Origin of the sequence: Dechloromonas denitrificans, from assembly GCF_001551835.1 — a bacterium.
Lineage (GTDB): Bacteria > Pseudomonadota > Gammaproteobacteria > Burkholderiales > Rhodocyclaceae > Azonexus > Azonexus denitrificans.
This window is the reverse complement of record NZ_LODL01000021.1, coordinates 358,198-382,021: the sequence shown is the minus strand read 5'-3', so window position 1 is coordinate 382,021 and position 23,824 is coordinate 358,198. Positions and strand designations below refer to the sequence as shown.

24 protein-coding genes are annotated in these 23,824 nt (G+C 63.0%); 12 read left to right on the top strand and 12 right to left on the bottom strand.

The window, feature by feature from the left end:
• The first annotated feature begins 125 nt into the window (after window positions 1–125).
• Genes AT959_RS12880 through AT959_RS22005 form a run of 5 tightly spaced genes read left to right on the top strand, consistent with a single transcriptional unit; the run spans window position 126 to window position 4,579 of the window.
• Complete coding sequence (locus AT959_RS12880) at window positions 126–1,835, top strand: GspE/PulE family protein (RefSeq protein ID WP_066883696.1); 1,710 nt, start codon at window positions 126–128, stop codon at window positions 1,833–1,835.
• A 6-nt stretch (window positions 1,836–1,841) separates the two neighbouring features.
• Entirely contained in the window at window positions 1,842–3,071 is a 1,230-nt protein-coding gene (locus AT959_RS12875) for a type II secretion system F family protein (protein WP_066883694.1), read from the top strand.
• A 6-nt stretch (window positions 3,072–3,077) separates the two neighbouring features.
• Window positions 3,078–3,506 (top strand): hypothetical protein, encoded by a 429-nt coding sequence (locus AT959_RS12870; protein WP_066883692.1) that lies wholly within the window; start codon window positions 3,078–3,080, stop codon window positions 3,504–3,506.
• 60 nt (window positions 3,507–3,566) lie between these two features.
• Window positions 3,567–4,142, top strand: coding sequence for a type II secretion system protein (locus tag AT959_RS22010; protein WP_066884411.1), 576 nt, complete (start codon window positions 3,567–3,569; stop codon window positions 4,140–4,142).
• 23 nt (window positions 4,143–4,165) lie between these two features.
• On the top strand, window positions 4,166–4,579 hold the full coding sequence (locus AT959_RS22005) for a type II secretion system protein (protein WP_088178975.1): 414 nt from the start codon (window positions 4,166–4,168) through the stop codon (window positions 4,577–4,579).
• A gap of 175 nt (window positions 4,580–4,754) precedes the next feature.
• On the opposite strand, the gene AT959_RS12855 is transcribed toward AT959_RS22005, so the two are convergent.
• The 5 genes from AT959_RS12855 to AT959_RS21190 are packed head-to-tail and all read right to left on the bottom strand — an operon-like array spanning window position 4,755 to window position 10,640.
• Window positions 4,755–5,204 (bottom strand): hypothetical protein, encoded by a 450-nt coding sequence (locus AT959_RS12855; RefSeq protein ID WP_157651298.1) that lies wholly within the window; start codon window positions 5,202–5,204, stop codon window positions 4,755–4,757.
• Window positions 5,185–6,033, bottom strand: a complete 849-nt coding sequence (locus AT959_RS12850) for a prepilin-type N-terminal cleavage/methylation domain-containing protein (RefSeq protein ID WP_066883687.1) — start codon at window positions 6,031–6,033, stop codon at window positions 5,185–5,187. Before AT959_RS12850 ends, AT959_RS12855 begins: the two co-directional genes overlap by 20 nt.
• Window positions 6,033–6,488 carry a type II secretion system protein gene (locus AT959_RS12845; protein WP_066883685.1) on the bottom strand — a complete coding sequence of 152 codons (456 nt, stop codon included), beginning with the start codon at window positions 6,486–6,488 and terminating at the stop codon, window positions 6,033–6,035. The genes AT959_RS12850 and AT959_RS12845 overlap by 1 nt, the downstream gene beginning before the upstream one ends.
• Window positions 6,475–6,927 carry a type II secretion system protein gene (locus tag AT959_RS12840; protein WP_066883683.1) on the bottom strand — a complete coding sequence of 151 codons (453 nt, stop codon included), beginning with the start codon at window positions 6,925–6,927 and terminating at the stop codon, window positions 6,475–6,477. Before AT959_RS12840 ends, AT959_RS12845 begins: the two co-directional genes overlap by 14 nt.
• Window positions 6,927–10,640: a DUF6701 domain-containing protein gene (locus AT959_RS21190; protein WP_157651297.1), complete on the bottom strand. Its 3,714-nt coding sequence runs from the start codon at window positions 10,638–10,640 to the stop codon at window positions 6,927–6,929. Before AT959_RS21190 ends, AT959_RS12840 begins: the two co-directional genes overlap by 1 nt.
• A 55-nt stretch (window positions 10,641–10,695) precedes the next feature.
• On the opposite strand from AT959_RS21190, the gene AT959_RS12830 reads away from it, so the two are divergent.
• The 7 genes from AT959_RS12830 to AT959_RS12800 are packed head-to-tail and all read left to right on the top strand — an operon-like array spanning window position 10,696 to window position 17,013.
• On the top strand, window positions 10,696–11,622 hold the full coding sequence (locus AT959_RS12830) for a type IV pilus biogenesis protein PilM (RefSeq protein WP_066883679.1): 927 nt from the start codon (window positions 10,696–10,698) through the stop codon (window positions 11,620–11,622).
• Window positions 11,619–12,278, top strand: a complete 660-nt coding sequence (locus AT959_RS12825) for a PilN domain-containing protein (protein WP_066883677.1) — start codon at window positions 11,619–11,621, stop codon at window positions 12,276–12,278. The genes AT959_RS12830 and AT959_RS12825 overlap by 4 nt, the downstream gene beginning before the upstream one ends.
• Entirely contained in the window at window positions 12,275–12,967 is a 693-nt protein-coding gene (gene gspM / locus AT959_RS12820) for a type II secretion system protein GspM (protein ID WP_066883675.1), read from the top strand. Before AT959_RS12825 ends, gspM begins: the two co-directional genes overlap by 4 nt.
• Window positions 12,964–13,356, top strand: coding sequence for a hypothetical protein (locus tag AT959_RS12815; RefSeq protein ID WP_066883673.1), 393 nt, complete (start codon window positions 12,964–12,966; stop codon window positions 13,354–13,356). The genes gspM and AT959_RS12815 overlap by 4 nt, the downstream gene beginning before the upstream one ends.
• A complete protein-coding gene (gene mshL, locus AT959_RS12810; RefSeq protein ID WP_066883671.1) occupies window positions 13,353–15,086 on the top strand; it encodes a pilus (MSHA type) biogenesis protein MshL in 1,734 nt (577 codons plus the stop codon). The genes AT959_RS12815 and mshL overlap by 4 nt, the downstream gene beginning before the upstream one ends.
• 45 nt (window positions 15,087–15,131) lie before the next feature.
• Window positions 15,132–15,938 (top strand): ExeA family protein, encoded by an 807-nt coding sequence (locus AT959_RS12805; protein ID WP_240481829.1) that lies wholly within the window; start codon window positions 15,132–15,134, stop codon window positions 15,936–15,938.
• Between the two features lies 1 nt (window position 15,939).
• Entirely contained in the window at window positions 15,940–17,013 is a 1,074-nt protein-coding gene (locus tag AT959_RS12800; RefSeq protein ID WP_066883667.1) for a tetratricopeptide repeat protein, read from the top strand.
• Between the two features lie 92 nt (window positions 17,014–17,105).
• Here the strand turns inward: AT959_RS12800 and AT959_RS12795 are convergent, their stop codons facing one another.
• Genes AT959_RS12795 through AT959_RS12765 form a run of 7 tightly spaced genes read right to left on the bottom strand, consistent with a single transcriptional unit; the run spans window position 17,106 to window position 23,819 of the window.
• Window positions 17,106–17,717: a DUF2238 domain-containing protein gene (locus AT959_RS12795; protein WP_066883665.1), complete on the bottom strand. Its 612-nt coding sequence runs from the start codon at window positions 17,715–17,717 to the stop codon at window positions 17,106–17,108.
• A 1-nt stretch (window position 17,718) separates the two neighbouring features.
• Window positions 17,719–19,545 carry a DNA helicase RecQ gene (gene recQ, locus AT959_RS12790; protein WP_066883663.1) on the bottom strand — a complete coding sequence of 609 codons (1,827 nt, stop codon included), beginning with the start codon at window positions 19,543–19,545 and terminating at the stop codon, window positions 17,719–17,721.
• Window positions 19,546–19,549: 4 nt separating this feature from the next.
• A complete protein-coding gene (locus AT959_RS12785; protein WP_240481828.1) occupies window positions 19,550–20,230 on the bottom strand; it encodes a UDP-2,3-diacylglucosamine diphosphatase in 681 nt (226 codons plus the stop codon).
• A 53-nt stretch (window positions 20,231–20,283) separates the two neighbouring features.
• Window positions 20,284–20,775, bottom strand: a complete 492-nt coding sequence (locus tag AT959_RS12780; protein WP_066883659.1) for a peptidylprolyl isomerase — start codon at window positions 20,773–20,775, stop codon at window positions 20,284–20,286.
• 10 nt (window positions 20,776–20,785) lie between these two features.
• Window positions 20,786–21,358: a peptidylprolyl isomerase gene (locus AT959_RS12775; protein ID WP_205629913.1), complete on the bottom strand. Its 573-nt coding sequence runs from the start codon at window positions 21,356–21,358 to the stop codon at window positions 20,786–20,788.
• A complete protein-coding gene (locus tag AT959_RS12770) occupies window positions 21,358–22,695 on the bottom strand; it encodes a L,D-transpeptidase family protein (protein ID WP_240481827.1) in 1,338 nt (445 codons plus the stop codon). Before AT959_RS12770 ends, AT959_RS12775 begins: the two co-directional genes overlap by 1 nt.
• Window positions 22,695–23,819 (bottom strand): L,D-transpeptidase Cds6 family protein, encoded by a 1,125-nt coding sequence (locus tag AT959_RS12765; protein ID WP_066883657.1) that lies wholly within the window; start codon window positions 23,817–23,819, stop codon window positions 22,695–22,697. Before AT959_RS12765 ends, AT959_RS12770 begins: the two co-directional genes overlap by 1 nt.
• Between the last annotated feature and the right edge of the window lie 5 nt (window positions 23,820–23,824).

Sequence of the window (23,824 nt, the reverse complement as noted above, 5' to 3'; positions counted from 1 at the left end):
GCGTTGATTTACCCGGCTCCGGCCGGGTTTTTGCTTGTCGGGGCCCCAAAAAACGTCTACTGTGGAAACTAAGGCTGTAAGTTCATATTGTTAACGCAGTTTTCTAAGGTATTTTGGAGGTCGGGATGCCCCCCCCGCAAAAAGTTCGTCTGGGTGACTTGCTGATTCAGCAAGGTTTGCTGACTGAAGAGCAACTCAAGCTTTCCCTGGATGAACAAAAACGCACTGGCCGCAAGCTGGGGCGGGTATTTGTCGAAAGCGGCTACGTCACCGAAGAGGGGATTTCGCAGGCCCTGGCCCGCCAGTTGCGCATCCCCTTCATCGACCTCAAGAGCTTCACCCCCAAGCCTGATCTGATCAAGCTGTTGCCGGAGGCCCCGGCTCGGCGTTTCCGGGCCATGGTCCTCGACCAGTTGCCCGATGGCCAGCTACAGATCGGCATGTCCGATCCGACCGACCTGCAGGCCTATGACGAGATCAGTCGTCTGGTCAAACGCGAGATCGATCTCGCCGTGCTGACCGAAAGCCAGCTATTGGCGATGATCGACCGCGTCTATCATCGCGGCGAGCAAATTACCGGTCTGGCCAAGGAGCTGACCGCCGAGCTCGGCGACATGCCGATCGAGTTCGGTGACCTGCTCGGCCTGTCGCCGGGTGCCGAAGATGCGCCGGTCGTCAAACTGTTGCAGACCGTATTCGATGAGGCCATGCGCCTGCGCGCCTCGGACATCCACTTTGAGCCTCAGGAAAAAGGGCTGCGCATTCGCTTCCGGATCGACGGCGTGCTGCATATCCAGACCGAAGCCGATGCCAAGATTGCATCGGCTGTTGCGCTACGCCTGAAACTGATGTCCGGCCTCGATATCTCGGAAAAGCGCCTGCCGCAGGACGGCCGCTTCAACATCAAGGTACGCGCCAATCCGGTGGATGTCCGGATCTCGACGCTGCCCACCCAGTACGGCGAGTCCGTCGTCATGCGGCTGCTCGCCCAGAACACCGGGCTGCTTGGCCTGGACGGGATGAGCTTGCCGCCGCGCATGCTGGAGCGTTTCCGTCATGCGCTGAAGCGGCCAAGCGGCCTGGTGCTGGTCACCGGCCCGACCGGTTCCGGCAAGACGACCACGCTGTACGCCGCGCTGAACGAACTGAACAGTCCGGAGAAGAAGGTCATCACCGTTGAGGACCCGGTCGAATACCGCCTGCCTGGCCTCAACCAGGTGCAGGTTCACGAAAAGATCGACCTTTCGTTCTCGCGCGTGCTGCGTACCGTGCTGCGCCAGGATCCGGACATCGTGCTGATCGGCGAAATGCGCGACCAGGAAACAGCCGAAATCGGCATGCGGGCGGCCATGACCGGCCACCTCGTGCTGTCCACGCTGCACACCAACGACGCCATCTCGACGCCAATCCGCCTGCTCGACATGGGCGTGCCGCGCTACATGGTGGCCTTGTCTGTCCATATGGTCATCGCCCAGCGTCTGGTTCGCCTCATCTGCGGCAACTGCCGCGAACCCTACACGCTGACCCCAGCCGAACACGAATGGCTGCGTTACGAACTGGGGGGCGAGGTCGATCAGCATGCCTACCAGCACGGTCGTGGCTGTGCACACTGTGCCAACAATGGTTACCAGGGGCGGACCGGGGTTTACGAGTTCCTCGAAATGAACGATGCCGTGGTCGAGGCCATCAATCACGACGATCCCGGCGAATTCATGCGCGTCGCCCGCCAGCAGATGGCCGGAGAGACGCTGCGTCGCGACGCCGTGCGCCTGGTCCTGGCCGGCAAGACGACGGTTTCCGAAGCCATGCGCATCAGCAACCAGTACGAGGAATAAGGGCGCGTGGCCAATTTCGCCTACAAGGGCCGCGATGCTGCCGGCAAGCTGGTCGAAGGGGTGCTCGACGGCATCTCGGCGGGCAACGTGGCTGACCTCTTGCTCGGGCGCGGCATTACGCCGCTCAGCATCCAGGAAACCCGGGGTGGGGCGAAGTTGGTTGATCTCGGTGTAAACCTGAGCTTGTTCAAGCTCAAGGTCGAGCACGTCGACATTCTGCTCTTTTCGCGGCAGATCCATACCCTGCTCAAGGCCGGTGTACCCATCATGCGGGCCCTCGGTGGCCTGCAGGAGTCGGCGACCAATCCGGCGATGAAGGCGGTGATTGGCGACGTCAAGGAAAGTCTGGAAGCTGGCCGCGAACTCTCCGTCTCGCTGGCTCGTCACCCCAAGGTCTTCGGCTCTTTTTACATCTCGATGGTCCGGGTTGGTGAAGCGACCGGCCTGCTCGACGAAATCTTCCTCCGCCTCTTCGACCACATGGAGTTCGAGCGCTACATGCGCGAACAGGTCAAAGCAGCGCTGCGCTATCCGATGTTCGTCGTGATGGCGATGGCGGCCGCCATTGTCGTCGTCAATCTTTTCGTGATCCCGGCCTTTGCCAAGGTCTTCCAGGGCTTCGGGGCCGAATTGCCACTGATGACCCGCATCCTGCTCGGCTTCTCCAACTTCATGGTGGCCTGGTGGCCGGCGATGCTGGTAGGGCTTGTCGCGGCCGTGTTTGCCTTCCGCGCCTGGGTTGCGACCACCGGCGGACGCATGCAATGGGAAGCCTTGACCCTGCGCTTTCCGATTGCCGGAAAAATCATCAGCAAGGCCGCCATGGCCCGCTTCTCCCGCAGCTTCGCCCTGAGCATGCGGAGCGGGGTGCCGGTCATGCAGGCGCTGACCAATGCGGCGCAGACCGTCGACAACAGTTACATCGCCGCCAAGATCGAGGGCATGCGGGATACCGTCGAGCGTGGCGAAAGCGTGCTGCGCGCCGCCATATCCTCACATTTTTTTACGCCGGTGGTCCTGCAGATGATTTCGGTCGGCGAGGAGTCAGGGGCGCTCGACGACATGCTCGATGAAGTCGGCCAGATGTATCAGCGGGAAGTCGAATACGAACTGAAGACCCTGGGTCAGCAGATCGAACCCATCCTGATTGTCTGTCTCGGCGTCCTGGTGCTGGTTCTCGCGCTCGGCATCTTCCTGCCGATGTGGGACCTCGGCAAGGTTGCGGTCAAGCGATGAGACGGCATGCGACGCTATTACCAATTCGCCGTGGTCGTCATTCTGGTCAGCATCCTGACGCTGTTCCTGATGCAGGCGCTGGGGCGGGCCATGAGCGACATGGAGGAGGCTGGCGTGCAGGTCGAGGCGGCCGTGATCCGTACGGAATTGCTGGAGGTGCTGGCACATCGCGAAATCTTCGGCGGCGAATTGCCGAAGACCGACAACCCGGTTGAGTGGGTGGTCAGCAAGCCGCGGAACTATCTTGGGGCGGTCGACAAGGCCCCCGACGAAAGCGGTGTGTGGTATTTCGATCGGCAGGCTGGGGAATTGATTTATCGCTTCGAGGATGGCCATCAGGCGCGTTTTCGCCTGAGCCGGGAGGCGGGGCCGAGCAACGCCCGGGGGGTGATTGCCGGCGTCGGCCTGCTACGACTGGATGACAGGCCGCAATAGGCCTTGAGAAAGAAGGGGTATATGACTAAAGTAGCAGGCTTGCCAGCCGATAACGAAAATATGAAAAAACGAGACCAAGCTCCCGGGGCGCAAAGACAGTCAGGTTTCACGCTGATCGAACTGATCGTCGTCGTCGTCATCCTGGGCATTCTGGCCGCCGTTGCCTTGCCCCGTTTCATCAACCTGCAGCGCGATGCCCGCATCGCCAAGCTGCAGGCGGCGCGGGGTAGTGTCTCGGCCGGTTCAGCGCTGGTTCACGCCACGACCCTGTCGCGCGGCGGTGTGGCCGATACCAACAGTTGTGTCACTAGCGGTGTTGCTGCCAATAACAGCAATGGGGCAACGGGTACTGTGTGTACTGAAAGTGGCCTGATCTTCATGGTTTTCGGTTACCCGCAAGTGACCGCCTTCGGTGGCAATCCGGGCATTCTGGCGATGGCCGGCCTGACGGGTATCTACAACCCGACCCAGGCCCAACTGGAGGCCGAGGGCTACACCTATACCGCCGCCGCCGGCGTGGCGACTTTCGGTGTCGTCGGCGCGACCGATCCAAGCACCTGTTTCTTTACCTACACCCAGCCGGCCGCAGCCAATACCGCCGCCACGATTAGCGGGCTGACTATTGCCGGGTGCTGACTTTTTATATTGAGGAGCAACAAATGAAAGCGATGCAAAAAGGTTTCACCCTGATCGAACTGATCGTTGTGATCGTGATTCTCGGTATTCTCGCCGCAACGGCCTTGCCGAAGTTCGTTGATTTGAGCACCGAGGCGACCAACGCTTCTGCGGCGGGGATTGCCGGTGGAATTACTTCGGCTGCTTCGATCAATTATGCAGCACGCAAGGCAAATTCCGCCAAGGGGGTGGCTTATGCATCGGCGACGCCTTGCGCTGAAGCCGCGCTGAATACCATCATGCAGTCGCCGTTGCCAACCTCGGGTTACACCTTTGCTCAGACTGGCACCATGGATTGCTCCAATGCCGCCAATGACGGTTCGGCCGCAACCTGTACCGTAACGCCGACCAAAGCCGGTGCTACGGCAGCCACCGCAACCGTCATTTGTGTTCAGTAGTAAGCTTGCTACTTCCCGCAAACACCCGCCGCAAGGCGGGTGTTTGCCTTTGTGCGCCAAGCATGGGCGCGCTCCTGCGGGTAAAAGTCACACCATGAGTTGATCATGGCGAACGAAGTGAAGCGCAACCGCGTGAGGTCCGGGTTCCAAACCGTCACTCACAATTTGTACCGAATCAGCACAGCAGCCCGTTGTCGCTAAGCCTGCAGGTGGCGACGACGGTGTCGACCCGGCGTTCGACGTAGCTCAGGCTTCCCACAGCACCGCCCGCGCTGGCCGTAGCGGCGATGACATAGACGCGGATGCGGTGGCCTTCTTCGTCGTGGGTGCTGTGGGTGCAGCCGACGGTCAATGTAAAGCCGGCGAAAGTGAAAGGCGAAACCGCAGGGCAGGCGTATTGCGGGGCATTGTCGCTTTCGCTGCCCATGATATTGGCAACCACCCAATCGCTGCCGGTACGGGCGGCCGCCAGTGCGCGGGAGCCTTGCAGGTCTTGCAGGCCGGTGATGTGCTGGGTGGTCGAGAAGTACATCATGGCCGCTCCGAGCGAAGCCAGTGCGACGACGATGAACAATGCGGAAACGATGGCGAAGCCGCGCTGGCATTCAGGGCGCATTGTCGACATGGACCTCGTGGTAGAGGCCGGCAGTTTCGCCGGCTTCGGTAATTTCCAGGTAGATCTGCAACAGTCCGTCGGTACCGCTGATGGCTGGAGCGTAGTTGATGTTGCAGCCGGAGATATTGCGGGCGATCAGTTGGCCGCTCGTGCCGGCTGGGGGCAGGGTAGGGGCGCTGGCGGCCACGTAGTTTTCGTAACGGCGCAGTTCGCCGGTGCCGTTGTCGCCAATGGTGCCAACGTTGCTGCAGACGTAGGCGACCGGCCCGCCGACAATAAAGAAGCTGCGCGAGGGCGAGCCGGTGCCGGGGGCGAAGGTAGTGGAGGCGAAATTGAATTGGTCGTTGTTGCTGCTGTCGGTGCTGGCGATAATCGTCGCGACATTCTGGCCGCACCAGGCCGACGGGTTGAGAGATGCGCAGTTGGCGCCGTCGTTGTTGTGCAGGTTGTAGATGGCGATCCGGCGGCCGCTGAGCTCGTCGTTGGCGGCGATGACGCTGCCCAGGGAGGTTAGCGTGGTGCAGCCGGTGGAAAAACAGGCGTCGTCCTGACGGTAACGACCGCCGGTTAGCGTCGGCAGCAGTTCGATGCCGCACAAGGTGGTCGTATTGGCAATGCAGGCGGCGTTCGGGCGCAGGCTGTTGGGCAGGGCGGACTGTACGTCGCGGGCGATACGGCGCAGCGTGGTGTCGGCGGTATCGGTGAGGTGGGCGCGTCGTGCCGCATCGGCATAGCCTTGAACCGGCGCGCGCATGAAGACGGCGACGATGCTTGCGATGATGCCGGTGATGGTGATGACGATGATCATTTCGATCAGTGTGAAGCCGCGGGAGCGCATCAGTAGGCTCCCCGCCAGCCGTCGAGGGTGAGACTTTCGTTGCCGCGACTGACGGTAATGCTGATTCTCTTGCCATTGCGTCCGTTCAGGACTTCATTGATGACCGCCACGGTGGCGGTATAGCCGGCCAGCGGTGCGATGGCCGTGCCGTCGATTGCCACGATACCGTTCATCGTGAAGCCGTGGTAGTCGTCGAGGGCATGCAATGCCGTCCGGTTGGCCGTGGTGGCACTGGCGCAGGTGGCGCCGCCCGGACAAAGATAATGAACAGCCTGAAGTTCCTCCATCAGTGATTCGGCGGTCGCCATCGCCTGCTTGCGGATCAGCGGGTCAGCCGAGCGGCGCGTGGTCTCGTTGAAGACGGCCAGCACGCCGGTCAGCGCTACGCCGACGATGACGATGAAGACGATGAGTTCGACCAGCGTCAGGCCGTGCTGGCGCTCAGTAGGTGACATAGCCAGTCTCCGCTTCTACCGTCACCACAAACCCGGTGCCGATGGGCAGGGCGGCGCCGGCGCTCGGCCGACCTTCGGCATCAAAACTGAAGGCGGCCGGTGTCGGCGCAAAACCGACCGCGCCGCTGGCCGTTACTGTATAGGGGGTGACACCAGTCGGGCCGGAGAGATCGGTATCGCAAGGACCGTTACCGGCAGCCGAGCGGATGCGCAGGGTCAGCGAATTGGCGCTGAAAGCGGCGCATACCGTGCGGCGTTGCGCGATGGCGGCCTTTTGCGCGTAACGGAGGGCACCGGTGATCTGGTCGACGAAGGCGCGCTCGTCGAAATCGCGGCGGTCGAAAAAGCGGGGAAGGATTGCGACGGCGAGGATGCCGATCAGCACCAGCGTGACGATCATTTCGATCAAGGTGAAGCCCAAAACCCGGCATGCCGTCATCAGTAGCGTTCCCGGCGATAGATAACGGGCTTGCGTCCCGAGTAGATGCCGAAGGTGGCGCGCGCGGCGGGATTGTCGTTGTAATTGCCGTCGCCGTCCCAACTGCCCTGCAGCCACACGGCGCGCCCGGCGACTGCCGGCTGGCAGGTCGTCAGCGGGTGATTGGCGTCGTTGCCGAGGTGAGCGCATACATCCACACCGCACGCATTGCCGGGGGGGGCGAAGGTCAGGCTGCCCTTGCCATTGCTGATCGAACTCGGCACCGGGGGACTGCACGGGGTGGTGTTGGTGACCATGATTCCGCTTAGCGAGGTGTAGGAATCGAGTGTGTTGGTCACCCAGGCGCTTCCGTTCCAGTACTGAAGTTGGACCGGCATCGATAGCTGGAGCTGCTCCGAGCCGTGGGCGTTCAACAGGACGAGTCGCCCTGAGCGCAACAATGTACTGCCTTCACTGCCACCGGCGGAACTCGTTTCTCCGTCTCCGGCTCGGACGATGATCGTGGCCGGTGCGGTCAGCTTATTGGAGAAGGTGAAGGCAATGCGCGCCGGTGTAGTGGCGTCGGCGATCCCGGAAGTGAAATCGATTGCGGCGAGTGTGGCGGGCGAAAAACTGCCGGCGCTGCCGTTGGCATCGCTCAGAGTTGTCACGCGGGCGAAGGCGCCGGTGTAATTGGCGGTGATGCTGCCGGACAGGTTCCTGGCGGAGACTTTGACCGGGAAAGGTTGGCCGGAATAGGTGAAGGTTCCATGCGCCGGCGTCACTTCCGTATCGAAATGATGCGGGTAGAAGCGTCCGACCGGCTTGCCGGTACCCGGCGCCGCCGGGATGTTGCTCCCAAGGTAACTGCCTTGGGCAGTAAAGCGGAAAACGCCGACTTCGCTCAGGCGCAGGTCGGTGATCGTCGCATTGCCGTTGGTGGTCGAGAACTTGTCGTTGCCTGGGGTGCCGGTCGCATCGGTTAGCACGGCGTTGGCGCCACCACTCGGTGCGGCCAGTTCCGGTGTCAGCAAGGCGTCGGTGATCGAGAAATTGGGGGTCAGCGGGTTGTTGCCGAGATTGGCGGCGGGATCGGCGATGCCGTTGTTATCGGTATCATCCGCGGCTTCCCAGCACACAGCCTTGGCGGTGAGGTTAAAAGGGTCGCCGCTCTTGCGATAAGCCGCGCAACTCGCATTGCCGGCTGTGCACGAAGCGCCCGGGTCGTCGACCCACAGCGCCAGTGGGCGGAAGACGGTGGTGGTATTGCCGGACAACGAGATGCCGGCATCACCGGTGGCGGCGCTGCCTTGGTATCTGGCCTGGATGCGCAGTCGGCCTGCATCGGCATAGCGCAGGCTAGGCAGGGTGGCGCTGCCGTTGGTGAAAGTAAGTTGCCTGCCGTTGCCTGCTCCGGGATCGGTCGCCGGCAGGGCAGTGCCATTCTGGGTCGGAGCTGCCGGTGTGGAGGGAGTAGCCGGGATAACATATTCATACCAAAGGCGGATGTTTTTCTGGCCGCTGAGTTTGTTGCTGCCGCAGGAAGCGGCAGTGATTGTCCAGTCGGCCGCCTTGCAGCTCAGGTTGTCGGTTGGCGGGGTCAGGGTAAAACTGGAGCCGCCGGCGGCAAACGTCATTTGACAGTTGCCCGTCGCGCCATCCTTGAGGCAGACGGTTGCATTCGGTGCTGTCGGCGTACCGCTGGCGCCCAGCGTTACCGTTGCGGCAATGGTTTGGGCCAACTGGAGCGTGACGCGTCCGCCGGAAAATTCGACCTGATTGGCTTGGACGTTGGTGCCGCTCCAGGTGCTGTTGCTGCCGGCTGGCGTCAGATCGACTGTGACGTTGCCGGTATAGAGCGTGTTGCAGGCGGCATCCTGGCAGGCCTTGAGGGTGATCGTCGCTGGTTCGCAGGTGAGGCCGCTGGCTGTGTGCTCGAGTTCGTAATGGTGCAGGTTGACGGGGGTGGTGACGAAATTTTCGGAGAAAATGACGATACCGGCACGTTCGGCCTTGGTGTGCGTGCGGTTTTTGTCCCGGTTGGTGCTTCCGGTACGGATTTCGTCGACGACCAGGCGCAGGCGTTGCGAAGCGTTATTGACGTTGTTGTCGTCGGTGGTGCAGCGGCGGAACCAGCCGCCGTCGTCTTCGCCGCCGGTGCCGCTGTCGCCGTCGCGGGTATTCATGCTGGCCAACGGAATCGGGCGGAAACGTGTGCCGTCCGCCTTTTGCCATGGCGAGCTGTAGTTGATGATGTTGCAACTATCCCAACCTTGGACGACTTCGTTCGTGCGGATAATTTCGTAATCGACCGTCTTGGTGCTGCCTTGCAGACTGCTGCGGCCGTTGGTCGGCATCGCCGCGAGGTAGGCGACGGCTTCGCTCTGGCTGATCGTGCCGGCGGTGGTTTCGGAGCGTTCCAGCGCGACCTTCATGGTGCCGCTGGTGACGCCGGTGATGGCGGTTGTCAGCCAGGGGCGGGAAGGCTCGCTCGGCAAATTGCCGGTTTCGTTGCGCATTGTCTGGATCTGACCGAGGACGGCTGGCGTGCCGGTGAAGCCGGACAGGAAGCTGAGGGTTTCCCAGTTGTGGGTGCCATTCGCCTGTTGGGCACGTGTCGTTTCGATGTAGCAGGCTTCGAGCTTGTTGCCGTCGGGTAAAAGGTAGCGGCCGGGTTCGATGGCGAGAAAGTTGAGACTCATTGAGACGTGCTCGCCATCCTCGCCGTCCGGTTCCACGGTCATGATCTGGAAGCCGGTGGCAGTGACGTTGCGGATGCGATGGGCGGCGGAATTGCTGCCGTCGGTCGTCGGCAAGGTGAACACCAGCGGGGGCGAGGTGAAGGTCTGGGTGAAATTAACGCTGGTCGGTGTGGGTTTGGTGTAGGTGTCGATGACCGTCACGGCGGCGACTTCCATCTTCGGTACGGCATTCTTGAGCGGGCTTGAGCAGCCGAGAATGGGTGTTGTATTGCTCCAGCAATTGGGCCGACTGGGGGAGCATGTGCCCTGGACGACTGTATTGTTGTTCAGATTAAGCGCCCCCGACGCGGTGATGTTGCCGATTATCTGGCCATTGTTTCCAACATTGATGTTGGCACCTTGCAGGTTGCCTTGCAGGTCGAGGTTATTGCCGAAGGTGAGGTTGCTTGAGGAGACGATGTTGCCGCGGATGGTCGCGTCATTGCCGATGCTGATGTTGGGGCTTTGCAGGTTGGCCGTCAGCACGAAGTTGTTGCCAGCGTTGAGGTTTGATGTGACGTTCAAGGTCAGCGCGCCGGCAATGCCGCCACTGTTGATGCGAACACCGTTGCCGGCCGTCAGGTTAACGACGTTCCACGTGACGTTGCCACTGATTGTGACGACATCGTTATTACCCAGCGAGACGTTGGTGCAGTTGATCTGCGTGCCGTTGGCGGTGCAGCCGCTCGGTAATGGGCTACTGGGGAGCGTGTAGCTGGCAGCCCATACGACAGGGGCGAACAGCAACTGCAGAATGCTCAAAGCAAGTCCGCGGAGCAGCAAACAGACGCGGACTGACACTCCGCAGGGAGGCTGGCGGCGCAAACAGGTGAGTAACTGTTGTTTCATATGGCAAGGATAATTCGATTGGGTGGTTGCCCCAAGTAATGCCTGGCATGCGTCGGAATGGGGTGGTGCGAATGGATGAGGGAAATCTGCGGCAGCAGCTTTTTCTACTTTATCTTCAGTAAACTTATTTTTGTGGAATTTCATTGAAAAATAAAGTGTTACTGGCTATCCTTGCGAAAAAACATGAGGTATAGGGACGATGTGGCCGAAGTTTGCGGCAAAATATGACGAAGGGTGGTTGGCGGTAGTCCGGCAGGGTGATCGTCTCGACCTTGCGCATGTCATACGCGCTGTCGGCAAGCGTCCTGAGGTCCGGCTCTGCGACTCGTTTCGCATCGAGAAGGATGAGAGTGATGCCCTGTCCCGTCTGGCCCAGAGCCGCAATCTGAAGCGCTATCGCTGCGCCACCCTCCTGGCCGAGAGCGACTATCGCATCGTCCAGGTGGAAGCGCCGAATGTGCCGGCCGAGGAGCGTGTTCAGGCCACCCGCTGGCGACTCAAGGATCAACTCGATTTTCCTGCCGAGAGCGCGGCGCTGGCTGTGGCCGATATTCCGACTGAAGGCAACCGCCAGGCCAACGTGTTTGCGGTGGCCGCGCCGTCCGCTGTGATTGGTGAGCGGATGGCGTTGTTCCGCGAAGCCAAGGTAGCGCTGGAGGCGATCGACATTCCTGAAATGGCGTTGCGCAATGTCGCGGCATTGTTTGAGGAAAGCAATCGTGGCCTGGCTTTCTTGGCGTTGAATAAGGGCGTCAGTCTGCTGATCATTACCTATCAGGGCGAGTTGTGCCTGTCGCGGCGCATCGAAATGTCACCGGAAGCGCTGGCCTCGGAAGATCCGGAGCGGCGGCAGCAGATGCTGGAACGTCTGGCTCTTGAACTGCAGCGCACCCTCGATACCTTCGACCGCCAATACAGCTTCATTTCGGTGTCGCGCCTGATGGTCGCCACCGAGCATGACAGTGCCGGCCTGGTCGCCGGGCTGGCCGATAATCTCTACGTCCCGGTGCAGGCCATGGATCTGGTGCAGGTCGCCGATTTCGACAGCTTGCCGGAGTTGCGCCAGCTTGAACGGCAGGTGCAGGGGCTGCTGGCGATTGGCGCTGCCTTGAGGGCTGCCGCATGAGTCAGCAGATCAACCTGTTGCTGCCGGAGTTGCGGCCCCGTTTCGACTGGCTGGCCCTGCCGGTCGTCGCCGCTGCCACTTTGCTCGCGCTGCTCCTGCTGCTTGCTCTGGCCCAGAGTCAGTCGATGCGGGTTGCCCGGCTAAAGGCAGAAGAGGCGACGCTCAATGGTCAGTTGCTGAATCTGCGGCAGCAGGTCCAGGCGCTGGGGCAGGTTCTCGGCAATCGCCAACCGAATGCGGCCTTGCTGCCGGAAATCGACTATGCCAAGACCGGCGTCGCCCAGCGCCAGGAAGTCCTCGACTTCATCGGGCGCCACGACAAGAGCCAGGGCGGCGGTTTTCTGAATATCTTGCAGGGCTTTTCGCGCCAGGCGCTCGATGGTGTGTGGCTGGTCGCCTTCGGGTTGAGCCCGGACGGCGTCGAGATCAGGGGCCGCCTGGTCGATCCGGCGCTGTTGCCGGCCTATATCTCCCGACTGAATGCCGATCCAGCCTTCGCCGGTCGACGTTTTGCTGCACTGGAAATGAAGGGTGTCGACCCGGCCGCCGAGAAGCCCGAAGCCGATCGCACGGCCGCGGCCAAGCCGGTTGGCAAGCGTTATACCGAATTTGTGCTGCGCACCGAATTGGCGCCGCCGCCCGAGAAAACCCCATGAAGGCTTTACGCTCGCATTGGCAGCACCTGAATGCCCGCTATGTCGCGCTCAGTCGGCGTGAGCGCGGCCTGGTCGCGGCGGCCCTGGTCCTCGGGCCGCTGTTGATCGGCAATGCCCTGATGATCGATCCGCAACTGGCCAAGGCCGGCAGCCTGCAACACAGTATCGCCAGCCAGTCGGCCACGCTGGCCGAAATGCAGGCGCAACTGGCGACCTTGCAGCAGAAGATGGCGACCGACCCGGATGCCGCCAACAAGGCTGCACTGGCGACGCTGCAGGCCGAGCAAAAGAAACTCGACGACGATTTGCTGCGCTATGCGTCGACGCTGGTTCGGCCGGAACAGATGAACGGTTTGCTTGAGCGCCTGCTCGCCCGGCACGCCGGTTTGCGCCTGATCAGCCTGAAGACGCTGGCGCCGAGCAGTGTGCTGGCCGATCAGAGCAAGGTGCCCGCCAAGGGGGCAAGCGCTCCAGCGGCCGACAAGCAATATGATCTCTACCGGCATGGCGTCGAGATTCATCTCGAAGGCAATTACGCCGATTTGCAGGCCTATCTCGGCCAGTTGGAACAACTTCAGCAAGGTTTGCTGTGGGGGGCGTTGCGTTACAAGGTCCGGGAGTATCCGCAGGCCGAAATGAGCCTGATGGTATACACGCTGAGTCCGGAACGGGCATGGCTCGCCTTATGAACGCGCGTCTGCGTTACCTCGCCATCGTGTTGGGTGTCTTGGCGGCGCTGCCGGCGTTGGCCGAAGGCGATCCGACCCGGCCGCCAGCCGGCTGGCTGCAGGGCAGACCGGACGCCGCCGAAACGGCCAAAGATAAAGTCGACTGGCGCCTGCAGTCGGTCTTGTGGCCGCAGCGCGGCAAGCCGGTCGCCATCATCGGCGGCAGGACGGTTCCACTCGGCGGGCGGCTGGGTGAAGCCCGCCTGATCCGCTTGACCGAGCACGCAGCCGTGCTGCAGGGGCCGGAGGGGCTGACTCGCCTCTATCTGACGCCCGATGTAAAGAAACAAATGATTGTGTTGCCTGCTGCTTCCGCGAAGAAAAGCAGGCAGGGGAAGGATTTGCCATGAGCAGGATTGGGATTGTCGCCTTGTCGGGCTTGCTGCTGGCCGCTTGCACCGGTGAGCCGGTGCGCCGTGCCGATACGTTTGATCGCATCGGCCAGGAGCTAGAGGCATCCAAAAACGCCCGGCGGACGCCGGCCGATGCCGTTGGTCAGGCCATGCTGCCGCCGCTACTGCAGGAGACGCCGCCCGCCGCCAAGCCCGAGCCGCGCTTCAATCTGGCGGTCAATAATGCGCCGGTCACCCAGGTGTTGACCGCGCTGGTTTCCGGTACGCCCTACAGCATGCTCTTTTCCCCGGATGTTGGCGGCACGGTCAGCCTGAATCTCAAGAACGCGACGGTGCGCGAGGCGCTCGATACGCTGCGCGATGTCTATGGTTACGATTATCGGGTGCAGGGCAAGCGCATCACGGTCTTGTCCAACACCATCCAGACCCGTATTTTCAAGATCAATTACCTGGCCAACCGGCGTCAGGGGGTCAGCGACATGCGTGTCACCGGCAGTTCGCCGACGGCAGCGGCCCCGACCACCGGCACTACTTCGAGTACCGGTCAGCAGACGCCCGGTAGCACCGGGGGGCCCGGCAGCACTGGGCAGCAGCGGACACCGGATAGTTCGCGTGTCCAGACCACTTCCGATTTCGACTTCTGGAAAGATCTCGGCAATGCGCTGAACATGATCGTCGGCACCCAGGAGGGCCGCAACGTGATCGTCAATGCCGCTTCCGGCGTCGTCCTGGTCAAGGCCATGCCGAACGAATTGCGTGCCGTCGACGATTACCTGAAGGCGACGCAACTGGTCGTCGAGCGCCAGGTCATGCTGGAGGCCAAGATCATCGAAGTGTCGCTCAGCGATTCCTACCAGACCGGTATCAACTGGACGCAGTTCGCCGGCGTCGCCGACCGTTTTGCGCTCGGCGTGCTGGCACCGGGGGCGGCGCTGTCCGGCTCTGGCGTGCTCAGTGGTTCGGCCACCGGTATTACCGCCGGCTCGGTGGTCACGGCCACGCCCGGCCTGAATGGTTCAATAGCGACCTCGTCCTCAGGTCGCGGTTTCTTCGGGCTATCCTTCCAGTCCAAGGATTTCGCCGCGCTGCTCTCCTTCCTCGAAGGGCAGGGCGATGTCCAGGTGCTGTCCAGCCCGCGCATTGCGACCACCAACAACCAGAAGGCCGTACTCAAGGTCGGCACCGACGACTATTTCGTTACCGGCGTCAGTACCACGACGACCGCCAGCAGCAGCGGCAATGTCGTGACACCGAACATCACGCTGCAACCGTTCTTCTCCGGCATCGCGCTTGACGTCACGCCGCAGATCGACGACGAAGGCAACATCATCCTGCACGTCCATCCTTCGGTCAGCGTCGTCGAGGAAAAGACCAAGAACGTCAATCTCGGCGATCTCGGCACCTTCACCCTGCCGCTCGCGTCGAGCAGCATCAACGAAACCGACTCCATCGTCCGCGTTCAGGACGGCAGCATCGTCGCCATCGGCGGCTTGATGAGCCAGGAGCAGACGACCAGCCGTTTCGGCCTGCCGGGGATCAGCAATGTGCCGGGGGTAGGGCTGCTGTTCGGCCAGAAGGCTGGCGCCAGCCGCAAGCGCGAATTGGTCATCCTGATGCGGTCGACCGTTATCAAGGGCGAAAATTCTTGGCGCGAGGCCGCCGGCGAAGTTCAGGATCGCATGCAGGGGCTGGACCCGAGCCAGCGCCGCCGGCTCGAATGGCAATAAGCCCGTCGCTGCAGGTCGTTTGCCGTGTACCTTGACCATTTCGGCTTGAGCGAACTGCCGTTCGGCATTACGCCGGATACCAGTTTTACGGTGATTACCCGCAGCCACCAGGAAGCCTTGAACACGCTGCTGGTGGCACTCAATAGCGGCGAAGGCTTCATCAAGATCACCGGCGAAGTCGGCACCGGCAAGACGCTGCTCTGTCGCCGGCTGTTGCAGGCGCTGCCGGCCGGCAGCATTTCGGCTTACCTGCCCAATCCCTATCTGGCGCCGCGCACCCTGCTGCTGGCGCTGGCCGAGGAACTGGGGCTCGCCGTCAGCATCGACTGCGACGATTATCACCTGCTGCAGAGCGTCAACCGCGCGCTGATGGCGCATGCGGCGGCCGGCACTCAGGTTGTTGTCTGCATCGACGAGGCACAGGCGATGCCGCTCGAAACCCTGGAGTCGCTGCGCCTGCTCTCCAATCTGGAAACCGAGAAGCGCAAGCTGCTGCAGATCATCCTGTTCGGCCAGCCCGAACTCGACCGCAAGCTGGCCGAGCCCTCGGTACGCCAGTTGCTGCAGCGGATCGCCTTCCATTACCGGCTGGACGGACTGGATCGCCAGGAAGTGGATAACTATCTGGCCCACCGCCTGCGGGTCGCCGGTTACCGTGGCGAAGGGGTGTTCGGAGCGCGCGCCGTGCGCTGCCTGCTGCGGGCCAGTCGCGGCACGCCGCGTCTGCTCAACATCCTGGCCCACAAGTCGCTGCTCGCGGTCTTTGGCGAAGGGCGGCACAGCGTGCGCGCCAGCCATGTCCGGCAGGCGGCAGCCGATACCGAAGGGGCCGGGGCGCCCGGCTGGTGGTGAGATGAGCCTGATCAACGACATGCTGCGCAATCTCGAGGCCAAGCGCCCGGACGATCTGGCCAAGCAGAACCTGCAGCGCGAGATCCGTTCGCTGCCGGCCGCCCAGGCCCGCCGGGGTGGCCTCTTCAAACTTTTCCTGCTGCTCGGCTTGCCGACGCTGGGTGTTGCTGCCGCCGTGCTGCACGCCAAAGGCGAACTGCTGCCGCTGCCCGGCCTGCCAGCCGAGCCGGTCGTCGCGGTGGTCGTGCCGGCGCCGCCAGCGCCGGTGGTCAGCCCGGTAGCACCCGTTCCAGCGGTCGATCCGGCGGTCGACGTCCAGCCTGCCCTGATTTCCGACAACCTGCGCCTGGCCCAGGATCTGGCGGCCTTGCCGAGCCCGGTGCCACCGGTGCTGGCGGTGCACGACCCGTTGCCGGCAGCCGTTCCGGCCAAGGTCGAGGCGGAGGCCATCAAGCCGGCGCCGGCGCAGCCGAGCGGCCCGGTCAAGATCGAGAAAAGCCCGGTACTGGCGACACCACGCGACCGGGCCGATGCCGAATACCGGCGGGCCGAGCAGGCCCAGGCCGCCGGCCGCAGCGGCGAAGCGCTGGAGGCTCTGAAGGCCGCCCTGAAGCACGACCCCGGCTACGTCCAGGTGCGCCAGGCACTGCTCCGCCAGTTGCTCGACAGCCGCAAAGTGGAGGAGGCCATCGTCGTCCTGCAGGACGGTCTGGAACTGCAGCCGGCGCAAACCGGCTGGGCGATGTCGCTGGCCCGCCTGCAACTGGAGCAGGGCGATCTCGCCGCAGCCGACCGGACCCTGGCCCGCTCGCAGGCCTATGCCGAAAATTATGCCGATTACGCCGGCTTCCAGGGCCATCTGAAATCGCGCCAGAATGCGCATCGCCAGGCAGCCGCCCATTACCAGCGGGCGACGCGGCTGGCTCCGCAGGAGGGGCGTTGGTGGCTTGGTCTGGGCCTGGCGCTGGAAGCCGACGGTCGCCCCGGCGAGGGCAAGGAGGCGTTGCGCCGGGCGTTGGCCAGCGCGACCTTGTCGAGCGAACTGACGGCGGTGGCCGAGCAGCATTTGCGCTGAATCGGCTTTGCCCGCCCGCCGCGAGTGAGCGGGCGCTTACTGTCTGGTGAATTTTGCCTGTTTTGACCGGTCGACCGCCGGAATGCCCGTGCTTAGCGCAGTTTTGCCAACTGGCGGTCGTGCCAGCCGCTGAGCATGAGCAGCGCGCTGCTTGCTCCGAGCAGGGCCATGAACATGTCGGATTGGGTATCCCAGACATCGCCCTGAGTGCCGAGGAATTCATCGGCCCCCTGGCCGAGCGACAGGGCGGCCACCCATTCGATCAGCTCGTAGCTGGCGCTGATCGCCAGCGCGACGCAGAGGCACAGGAAGGCGCTCATCCGGCGGCCGCAGACATGGCCGCCGCGCAGCAGGATTTCGCGGGCGACCATGGCCGGCACGAAGCCTTGCATGAAGTGGCCGATCTTGTCATACGGATTGCGCATCGTGCCGAGCAGATCCTGCAGCCAGAAGCCGAGCGGGACGCGGGCATAGGAATAGGCGCCGCCGCCGATCAGTAGCAGCGCATGGGCGGCGATCAGCACGTAGAGCAGCGTCGTCAGCGGATAGCGCTGGCGGGTGGCGATCAGCACGGGCAGCGCGATCAGGACCGGTGCCACTTCCATCAGCCAGGTCAGGCGTTCGAAGGGGGCGATACCGGAAATGACGAGGGCGATGACAACGCCGGTCAGCAGGCTGCCATTGAGCAACTGGCGCGCGTCCATTTCAGGCCTCGTTGCGGATCAGCTGCAGCAGTTCCTCGCCATAGTGCTCGATCTTGGCGGTACCCATGCCGGTGATGCTGGCCAGCAGGCCGTGGCTGACCGGGCGGACTTCGGCCAGTTCGCGCAGCGTCTTGTCGTGCAGGATGACGTAAGCCGGGACACCCTGTTCCTTGGCCGTATCGGCCCGCCAGCGGCGCAGCAACTGGAAGAGCGCTTCGTCGGCCGGCGCCAGGTCGCTGACCACGGTGTTGCTGCTTTTGGACGGTGCCGACTTGCGCTTGACCGGGCGGCGCAGTTCCACCTTCTGCTCCCCCTTCAGCACCTTGCGCGCGGCATCGGTCAGTTGCAGCGCGCCGTGCTCGGCCATGTCGACATGGACCAGGCCGGCGGCGGCGAGCTGGCGGAAAACGCTCTTCCAGCCATGATCGTCGAGATCGCCGCCGACGCCGAAAGTCGGTAGCTGGTCGTGATTCCACTGTTTGACCTTGTCGGTCGCCTTGCCGCGCAGAATATCGGTCAGGTGGGTGACACCGAAGCGCATGCCGGTGCGGAAAATGGCCGACAGCGCCTTCTGGGCGGCCAGCGTGCCATCCCACAGTTCCGGTGGTTCCTGGCAGACGTCGCAGTTGCCGCAAGGCTCGCGGCTTTCGCTGAAATAGTTGAGCAGCACCTGGCGGCGGCAGCGCGGTGCTTCGCAGTAGGCGAGCAGCGCGGTCAAGCGTTGCGATTCGAGGATTTTCTGGCCTTCGCCGGCGCCCGATTCGGCGATGCGCGCATGTTGCAGCGCGACGTCCTGCATGCCGTAGGTCATCCAGGCTTCGGCCGGTTCGCCGTCGCGGCCGGCCCGGCCGGTTTCCTGGTAGTAGGCCTCGATGCTCTTCGGCAGGTCGAGGTGGGCGACGAAGCGCACGTCCGGCTTGTCGATGCCCATGCCGAAGGCGATGGTGGCGCACATGATCAGGCCTTCCTCGCGCAGGAAGCGGCGCTGGTTGGCGGCGCGTTCCGGGGCGGGCAGGCCGGCGTGGTAAGGCAGCGCCGGATAGGCTTGGGTCGACAGCCATTCGGCGGTTTCCTCGACCTTCTTGCGCGACAGGCAATAAACGATGCCGGCCTGGCCGCGGCGGCCTGCCAGGAAGCCGAGCAGCTGTTTCTTGGCGTTGTCCTTCTCGACGACGGTATAGCGGATGTTCGGCCGGTCGAAGCTGGACAGGAACACGCGGGCTTCGGTTAGGCCGAGGCGGGCCAGCATTTCGTTCTGCGTCGCGGTGTCGGCGGTGGCGGTCAGCGCGATGCGCGGCACGTCCGGGTAGCGCTCGTGCAGCGTCGACAGCTGCAGGTATTCAGGGCGGAAGTCGTGGCCCCATTGCGAGACGCAATGCGCTTCGTCGATCGCGAACAGGGCCAGCTTGCCGGCCTCGTACAGGGCGTCGATCATCGACAGCGTGCGGTCGAGCAGCAGGCGCTCGGGGGCAATATAGACGAGGTCGATGCCGCCGCTGAACATCTGCTGTTCGATGGCCTGCGCCTCGCGCCAGTCGAGCGTCGAGTTCAGGCAGGCGGCCTTGACGCCGAGCTGGGTCAGGGCGTCGACCTGGTCCTGCATCAGCGCGATCAGTGGCGAAACGACGACGGCGCAGCCCGGGCGGAGCAGGGCGGGGATCTGGTAGCAGAGGCTCTTGCCGCCGCCGGTCGGCATCAGCACCAATGCATCGCCGCCGTTGCCGACGTGGTCGATGATCTCGGCCTGGGCGCCGCGGAAGGCGGGGTAGCCGAAAACGTCGCGCAGGATGGTCAGCGCGCGGCTGGCGGGTTGTGCTGCGGTCGACACTGCTTTAAGACCGATTTTCAGGCAGCACGGCTTCGCGGCTCAGCGCTTCGCCGTCCCAGACCAGGCATTCGCCACACGCTTCGTGCCAGTCGGCCAGCACCCAGCGTTCGACGTGAATGCCATCGACGATGTGATCATGTTTGGCCGGCTGGTGCGTGTGGCCGTGGATGAAGGTGGCGTAGCCGTGCTGGCGCAGGAAATCGTCGGTAGCGGTCGGGTCGAGGTCGGTATAGGGGTTGTCCTTGCCGCGCTGGCTGGCTTCGCTGACTTCGCGCATGTGGGCGGCGATCGCCCGGCGCTCGGCGAGCGGCTTGGCGAGCAGCGCCGCCTGCCATTCCGGATTGCGCACCTGGGCGCGGAAAGCCATGTAGGCAGTGTCGTCCAGGCACAGCGCATCGCCGTGCGAGAGCACAAACTGCCATTCCGGCGTGGACAGGATGTAAGGATCGCCAATCAGCCGGACACCGGTAGCGGCAGCAAAGCCGGCGCCGAGCAGGAAGTCGCGGTTGCCATGCAGCAGGCTGATCTGCAGGCCGGCCTCGCTGGCGGCGCGGAGCGCGGCAACCAGTTCGGCATGGTAGGGCTCGTCGATGTCGTCATCGCCGACCCAGGCTTCGAACAGGTCGCCGAGGATGAACAACTCCGTCGCCTGCCGGGCACGCCCGGCGAGAAACTGGCGGAACAAACAAGTCGCCCCGGGCGACCGGGGCGACAGGTGCAGATCGGAAATGAAGAGGATCAAACGATTTCAGCTTTTTCGATGATCACGTCTTCGGCCGGCACGTCCTGGTGGAAGCCCTTGTTGCCGGTCTTGACGGCGCGAATCTTGTCGACGACGTCCATCCCTTCGACGACTTCGCCGAATACGCAGTAGCCCCAACCCTGGCCGCTCGGTGCCTTGAAGTCGAGGAAGTCGTTGTCGACGGTGTTGATGAAGAACTGGGCGGTGGCCGAGTGCGGGTCATTGGTGCGGGCCATGGCGATGGTGCCGCGCTTGTTCTTCAGGCCATTGGCGGCCTCGTTTTCGATCGGCGCCTGGCATTCCTTCTGGTTCATGCCTGGTTCCATGCCGCCGCCCTGGATCATGAAGTTCTTGATGACGCGGTGGAAGATGGTGTTGTTGTAGTGGCCGGCTTCGACGTAGGAGATGAAGTTGGCAACCGTCTTCGGGGCCTTCTCGGCATCCAGGTTGAGGGTGATGACACCGTGGTTGGTGGTGAGCTTGATCATTGGGTAATCCTTATTTCTCGGAGATGATTTTGACGTTCTGGATGACAACCGGGGTCGTCGGAACGTTTTCGTAATAGCCAGCGTTGCCGGTCGGCACCTTGGCAATCTTGTCGACGACATCCATGCCCTGGACCACCTTGCCGAACACGGTGTAGCCCCAGCCGCGCGGGTCGGCTGAAGTACGGTGGTTGAGGAAGCTGTTGTCCTTCAGGTTGATGAAGAACTGGACACGGGCCGAATGCGGATCCTGCGTGCGGGCCATGGCGACCGTGCCGCGCTCGTTGGCCAGGCCGCTGGTCGATTCGTTCTGGATGGCCGGGGTCAGCGTCTTCTTTTCTTCCATGGCTTTGGTGAAGCCGCCGCCCTGGATCATGAAGCCGTCGATGACGCGATGAAAGATGGTCGCTTCATAGAAGCCATGCTTGGCGTTGTAGAGGAAAAACTCGACCGTCTTCGGCGCTTTTTCCGGGAACAACTCAAGGGTGAACTTGCCGAGGTTGGTCGTCATTTCGACCGTCGGGGCCGCCCAGACGGCGATCGAGGCGAGCAGACCAGCGGCCAGCACGGAGATTTTTTTCAGCATCAGGCACTTCCTTCGTAGATTATTTTCCACTTGCCGTCTTCCCGCAGCCAGTACTGCCGCTTCTTCATCTGGTTGTTCAGATTGTTGCTGCGGTAGTCCTGGTCGAAGGTGACGACGACGACTTCTTCCTTGCCGGGGTTGCGGAAGACGGACAGGTTGTCGAGCTTGACCTTGATCCACTCCTTGCCGGCATTGACCTGTTTTTTCTGGGCGGCGAACTGGTCGAAGTTCTGCTCGGCCGACTTGAAGCGCTTCGAGTAATGGCGCAGGTAGCGATCGGTGTCGCGGCTTTCCCAGTCGGCCCGCCAGGCATCGATCGTCTTGTTCAGATCGTTGCGTTCCCTGGCCCAGTCATCGAGCGACAGCCATTCGACTGAATTGCTGATGATGACCGGGGTCAGGCCGACCTGCAGGTTCTTGGCAACGGCATCGAGATCCTGGTTGGTCAGCACGACGCAGCCGTCGGAGGCGCGCGGCGGCCGCGCGAAGGTGTCAGATGGCGTACCGTGCAGCCAGATGCCGCTGCCCTTGCGGCCTTGCTGCTTGTCCCATTCGTTCGGGTAGTTGATCGGGAAGGCGCCGCTACCGTAAAGGTCGGCCAGCTTCTGCCGCGGCAGGTTGGCGGTGACGTGATAGACGCCGACCGGTGTCTTCTTGTCGCCTTCGACCAGCTTTTCGGCGCCCAGCTTGCCCTGCGTAATGTAGTAATCGGCGACGAAGCGCGGCCGCCCGCCGTTGGCGACGTCGTTCTCGTAGAGGTAGAGCCGCGAGCGTTTGGTGTCGACGACAATGGCGTAGCGCTGGTCGGCCTGCATCTGCAGCAGGTAGCGCGGCACGAAATTGGCTTCCGGCTTTTCGCGATAGCCCTTCAGGCGGACGACGGCTTCGGCCCGCAGGTCGGCCACCTTGTCGGCCGGAGCACCATTCAGAGCACCGAAAGTCTGGATCGGCTGGGTCCGGGCGAGCAGCAGGTCGCCACGGATCAGGTGGGCCAGCCGGTAGTTCGGGTGTTGCTGCAGCAGCGACTCGGTCAGTTGCAGGGCATTGCCCAGCCGGTTGCCTTCGATTTCCTTGAAAATCTTGGCCAGTTGGGCTTCCGGGCCGGAGTCCGAAACGGTCACCGGCAGACGCTTGGCGGGTGCCGTGCTTGCTACCTTGGCCGCCGTGGCCAAGGCAACCGGCGCGGCGAGCTTGGCTAGCGAAGCCGAGCTGCCTGTCTTCTTGCCGGCTTTGGACGCCGTCTTGCCGACCGGCGTTTGCGTTTTTGCCTGCTTGGCCAGCGCGCTGCCGGCCAGACAAGCCGCCAATCCGAGAAGGATTAACTTGCGACCCTGCATCAACGGGAGTTTTCTTCCTTGATCAGCCACTTGTTACCCGAGCGGACAAAAACCAGGGTCTTGGTCGTCGAGCTGGAGAGGCCGGGTGCCTGATAGTGCTGGCGGAACTTGGCGCTGGCCTTGTCGCCGCTGACCGAAATCTTCGGCTCATCGAAAGTGACCGAAATCTTGCCCGGCTTGCCGGCGATGCGGTCTTCGCGCTCCGACTCCCAGGCTTTGCGGGGCATGCCCTTGGGCGTGTTGAAATCGTTGGCGTAGGCCGCCAGATAGCCCTTGACGTCCTTGCGCGACCAGGCGTTGGCCCAGGCGGCGATCGCCTTGGCGACATCTTCGCTGGCGGCGTCGGCCTTGTTGGCGACCGGGGCCGGCGGGGTCGGTGCGGCGGCCGGGGTCGGTTTGGCTTCAACCAGCTTGGCCGGGGTGGTCGAGGCGGCGCCCTGGGTGCTGGTGACGACGCTGGCGCTCGGCGCGGCGGCCGGCTTGACGGCAGCGGCCGGCGCTGCGGCGGTCGGTGCCGGGACGGCCAGCCCGGCGGAGCTGGGGGCGGCACTGGGCTTGACGTTGCCCTTGCCGGAGGTGGTGATCAGGTCGCGAATCAGCGCCAGCTTGTTCTGCGTTGCCGCATTGGCGTTGTCGAGCTGCAGGGCCTTGTCGTAGGCCTGGCTGGCCAGCTTGGCGTAGATGTCGCCGAGGTTCTCGTAGGCGATGGCGTAGGACGGATGGGTCCGGATCGCCATTTCAAGCGCGGTGCGGGCCTTGTCGTACTGCTTCTGCTGGGCGTAGAGCACGGCCAGGTTGTTATAGGGTTCCGGCAGTTCCGGATAGTCTTCGGTCAGCTTGGTGAAGACGGCGATGGCCTCGGCCGGCTTGTTCATTTCGGTGTAAATCAGACCCTTGAGGAAGCGACCCTGGGCATCCTTGGGCTTGCTGCTCAAATAAGCGTCCACCTTTTCCATGGCTTGCGGGTACTGACCTTGTTTGATCAGGCGCTGAACTTCCGGCAGGTTGTCGGCAAAGGCCGGAACGGCAAAGCCGATGGCCAGGCCAATCGCCAGGCCAATCGCCAGTGCACGCAGCGTTTTCAGCTGTTTGAAACGGGGCTGGAGCAGGGAAGTTGAGGTCATCGCTA

Bases quoted from the DNA above. Each gene is read 5' to 3' on its own strand.
- AT959_RS12880 (WP_066883696.1), top strand. From the start codon at position 126: ATGCCCCCCCCGCAAAAAGTTCGTCTGGGTGACTTGCTGATTCAGCAA.
- AT959_RS12870 (WP_066883692.1), top strand. From the start codon at position 3,078: ATGCGACGCTATTACCAATTCGCCGTGGTCGTCATTCTGGTCAGCATC.
- AT959_RS22010 (WP_066884411.1), top strand. From the start codon at position 3,567: ATGAAAAAACGAGACCAAGCTCCCGGGGCGCAAAGACAGTCAGGTTTC.
- AT959_RS22005 (WP_088178975.1), top strand. From the start codon at position 4,166: ATGAAAGCGATGCAAAAAGGTTTCACCCTGATCGAACTGATCGTTGTG.
- AT959_RS12855 (WP_157651298.1), bottom strand. From the start codon at position 5,204: ATGTCGACAATGCGCCCTGAATGCCAGCGCGGCTTCGCCATCGTTTCC.
- AT959_RS12850 (WP_066883687.1), bottom strand. From the start codon at position 6,033: ATGCGCTCCCGCGGCTTCACACTGATCGAAATGATCATCGTCATCACC.
- AT959_RS12845 (WP_066883685.1), bottom strand. From the start codon at position 6,488: ATGTCACCTACTGAGCGCCAGCACGGCCTGACGCTGGTCGAACTCATC.
- AT959_RS12840 (WP_066883683.1), bottom strand. From the start codon at position 6,927: ATGACGGCATGCCGGGTTTTGGGCTTCACCTTGATCGAAATGATCGTC.
- AT959_RS21190 (WP_157651297.1), bottom strand. From the start codon at position 10,640: ATGAAATTCCACAAAAATAAGTTTACTGAAGATAAAGTAGAAAAAGCT.
- AT959_RS12830 (WP_066883679.1), top strand. From the start codon at position 10,696: ATGTGGCCGAAGTTTGCGGCAAAATATGACGAAGGGTGGTTGGCGGTA.
- AT959_RS12825 (WP_066883677.1), top strand. From the start codon at position 11,619: ATGAGTCAGCAGATCAACCTGTTGCTGCCGGAGTTGCGGCCCCGTTTC.
- gspM (WP_066883675.1), top strand. From the start codon at position 12,275: ATGAAGGCTTTACGCTCGCATTGGCAGCACCTGAATGCCCGCTATGTC.
- AT959_RS12815 (WP_066883673.1), top strand. From the start codon at position 12,964: ATGAACGCGCGTCTGCGTTACCTCGCCATCGTGTTGGGTGTCTTGGCG.
- mshL (WP_066883671.1), top strand. From the start codon at position 13,353: ATGAGCAGGATTGGGATTGTCGCCTTGTCGGGCTTGCTGCTGGCCGCT.
- AT959_RS12800 (WP_066883667.1), top strand. From the start codon at position 15,940: ATGAGCCTGATCAACGACATGCTGCGCAATCTCGAGGCCAAGCGCCCG.
- AT959_RS12795 (WP_066883665.1), bottom strand. From the start codon at position 17,717: ATGGACGCGCGCCAGTTGCTCAATGGCAGCCTGCTGACCGGCGTTGTC.
- AT959_RS12780 (WP_066883659.1), bottom strand. From the start codon at position 20,775: ATGATCAAGCTCACCACCAACCACGGTGTCATCACCCTCAACCTGGAT.
- AT959_RS12775 (WP_205629913.1), bottom strand. From the start codon at position 21,358: ATGCTGAAAAAAATCTCCGTGCTGGCCGCTGGTCTGCTCGCCTCGATC.
- AT959_RS12770 (WP_240481827.1), bottom strand. From the start codon at position 22,695: ATGCAGGGTCGCAAGTTAATCCTTCTCGGATTGGCGGCTTGTCTGGCC.
- AT959_RS12765 (WP_066883657.1), bottom strand. From the start codon at position 23,819: ATGACCTCAACTTCCCTGCTCCAGCCCCGTTTCAAACAGCTGAAAACG.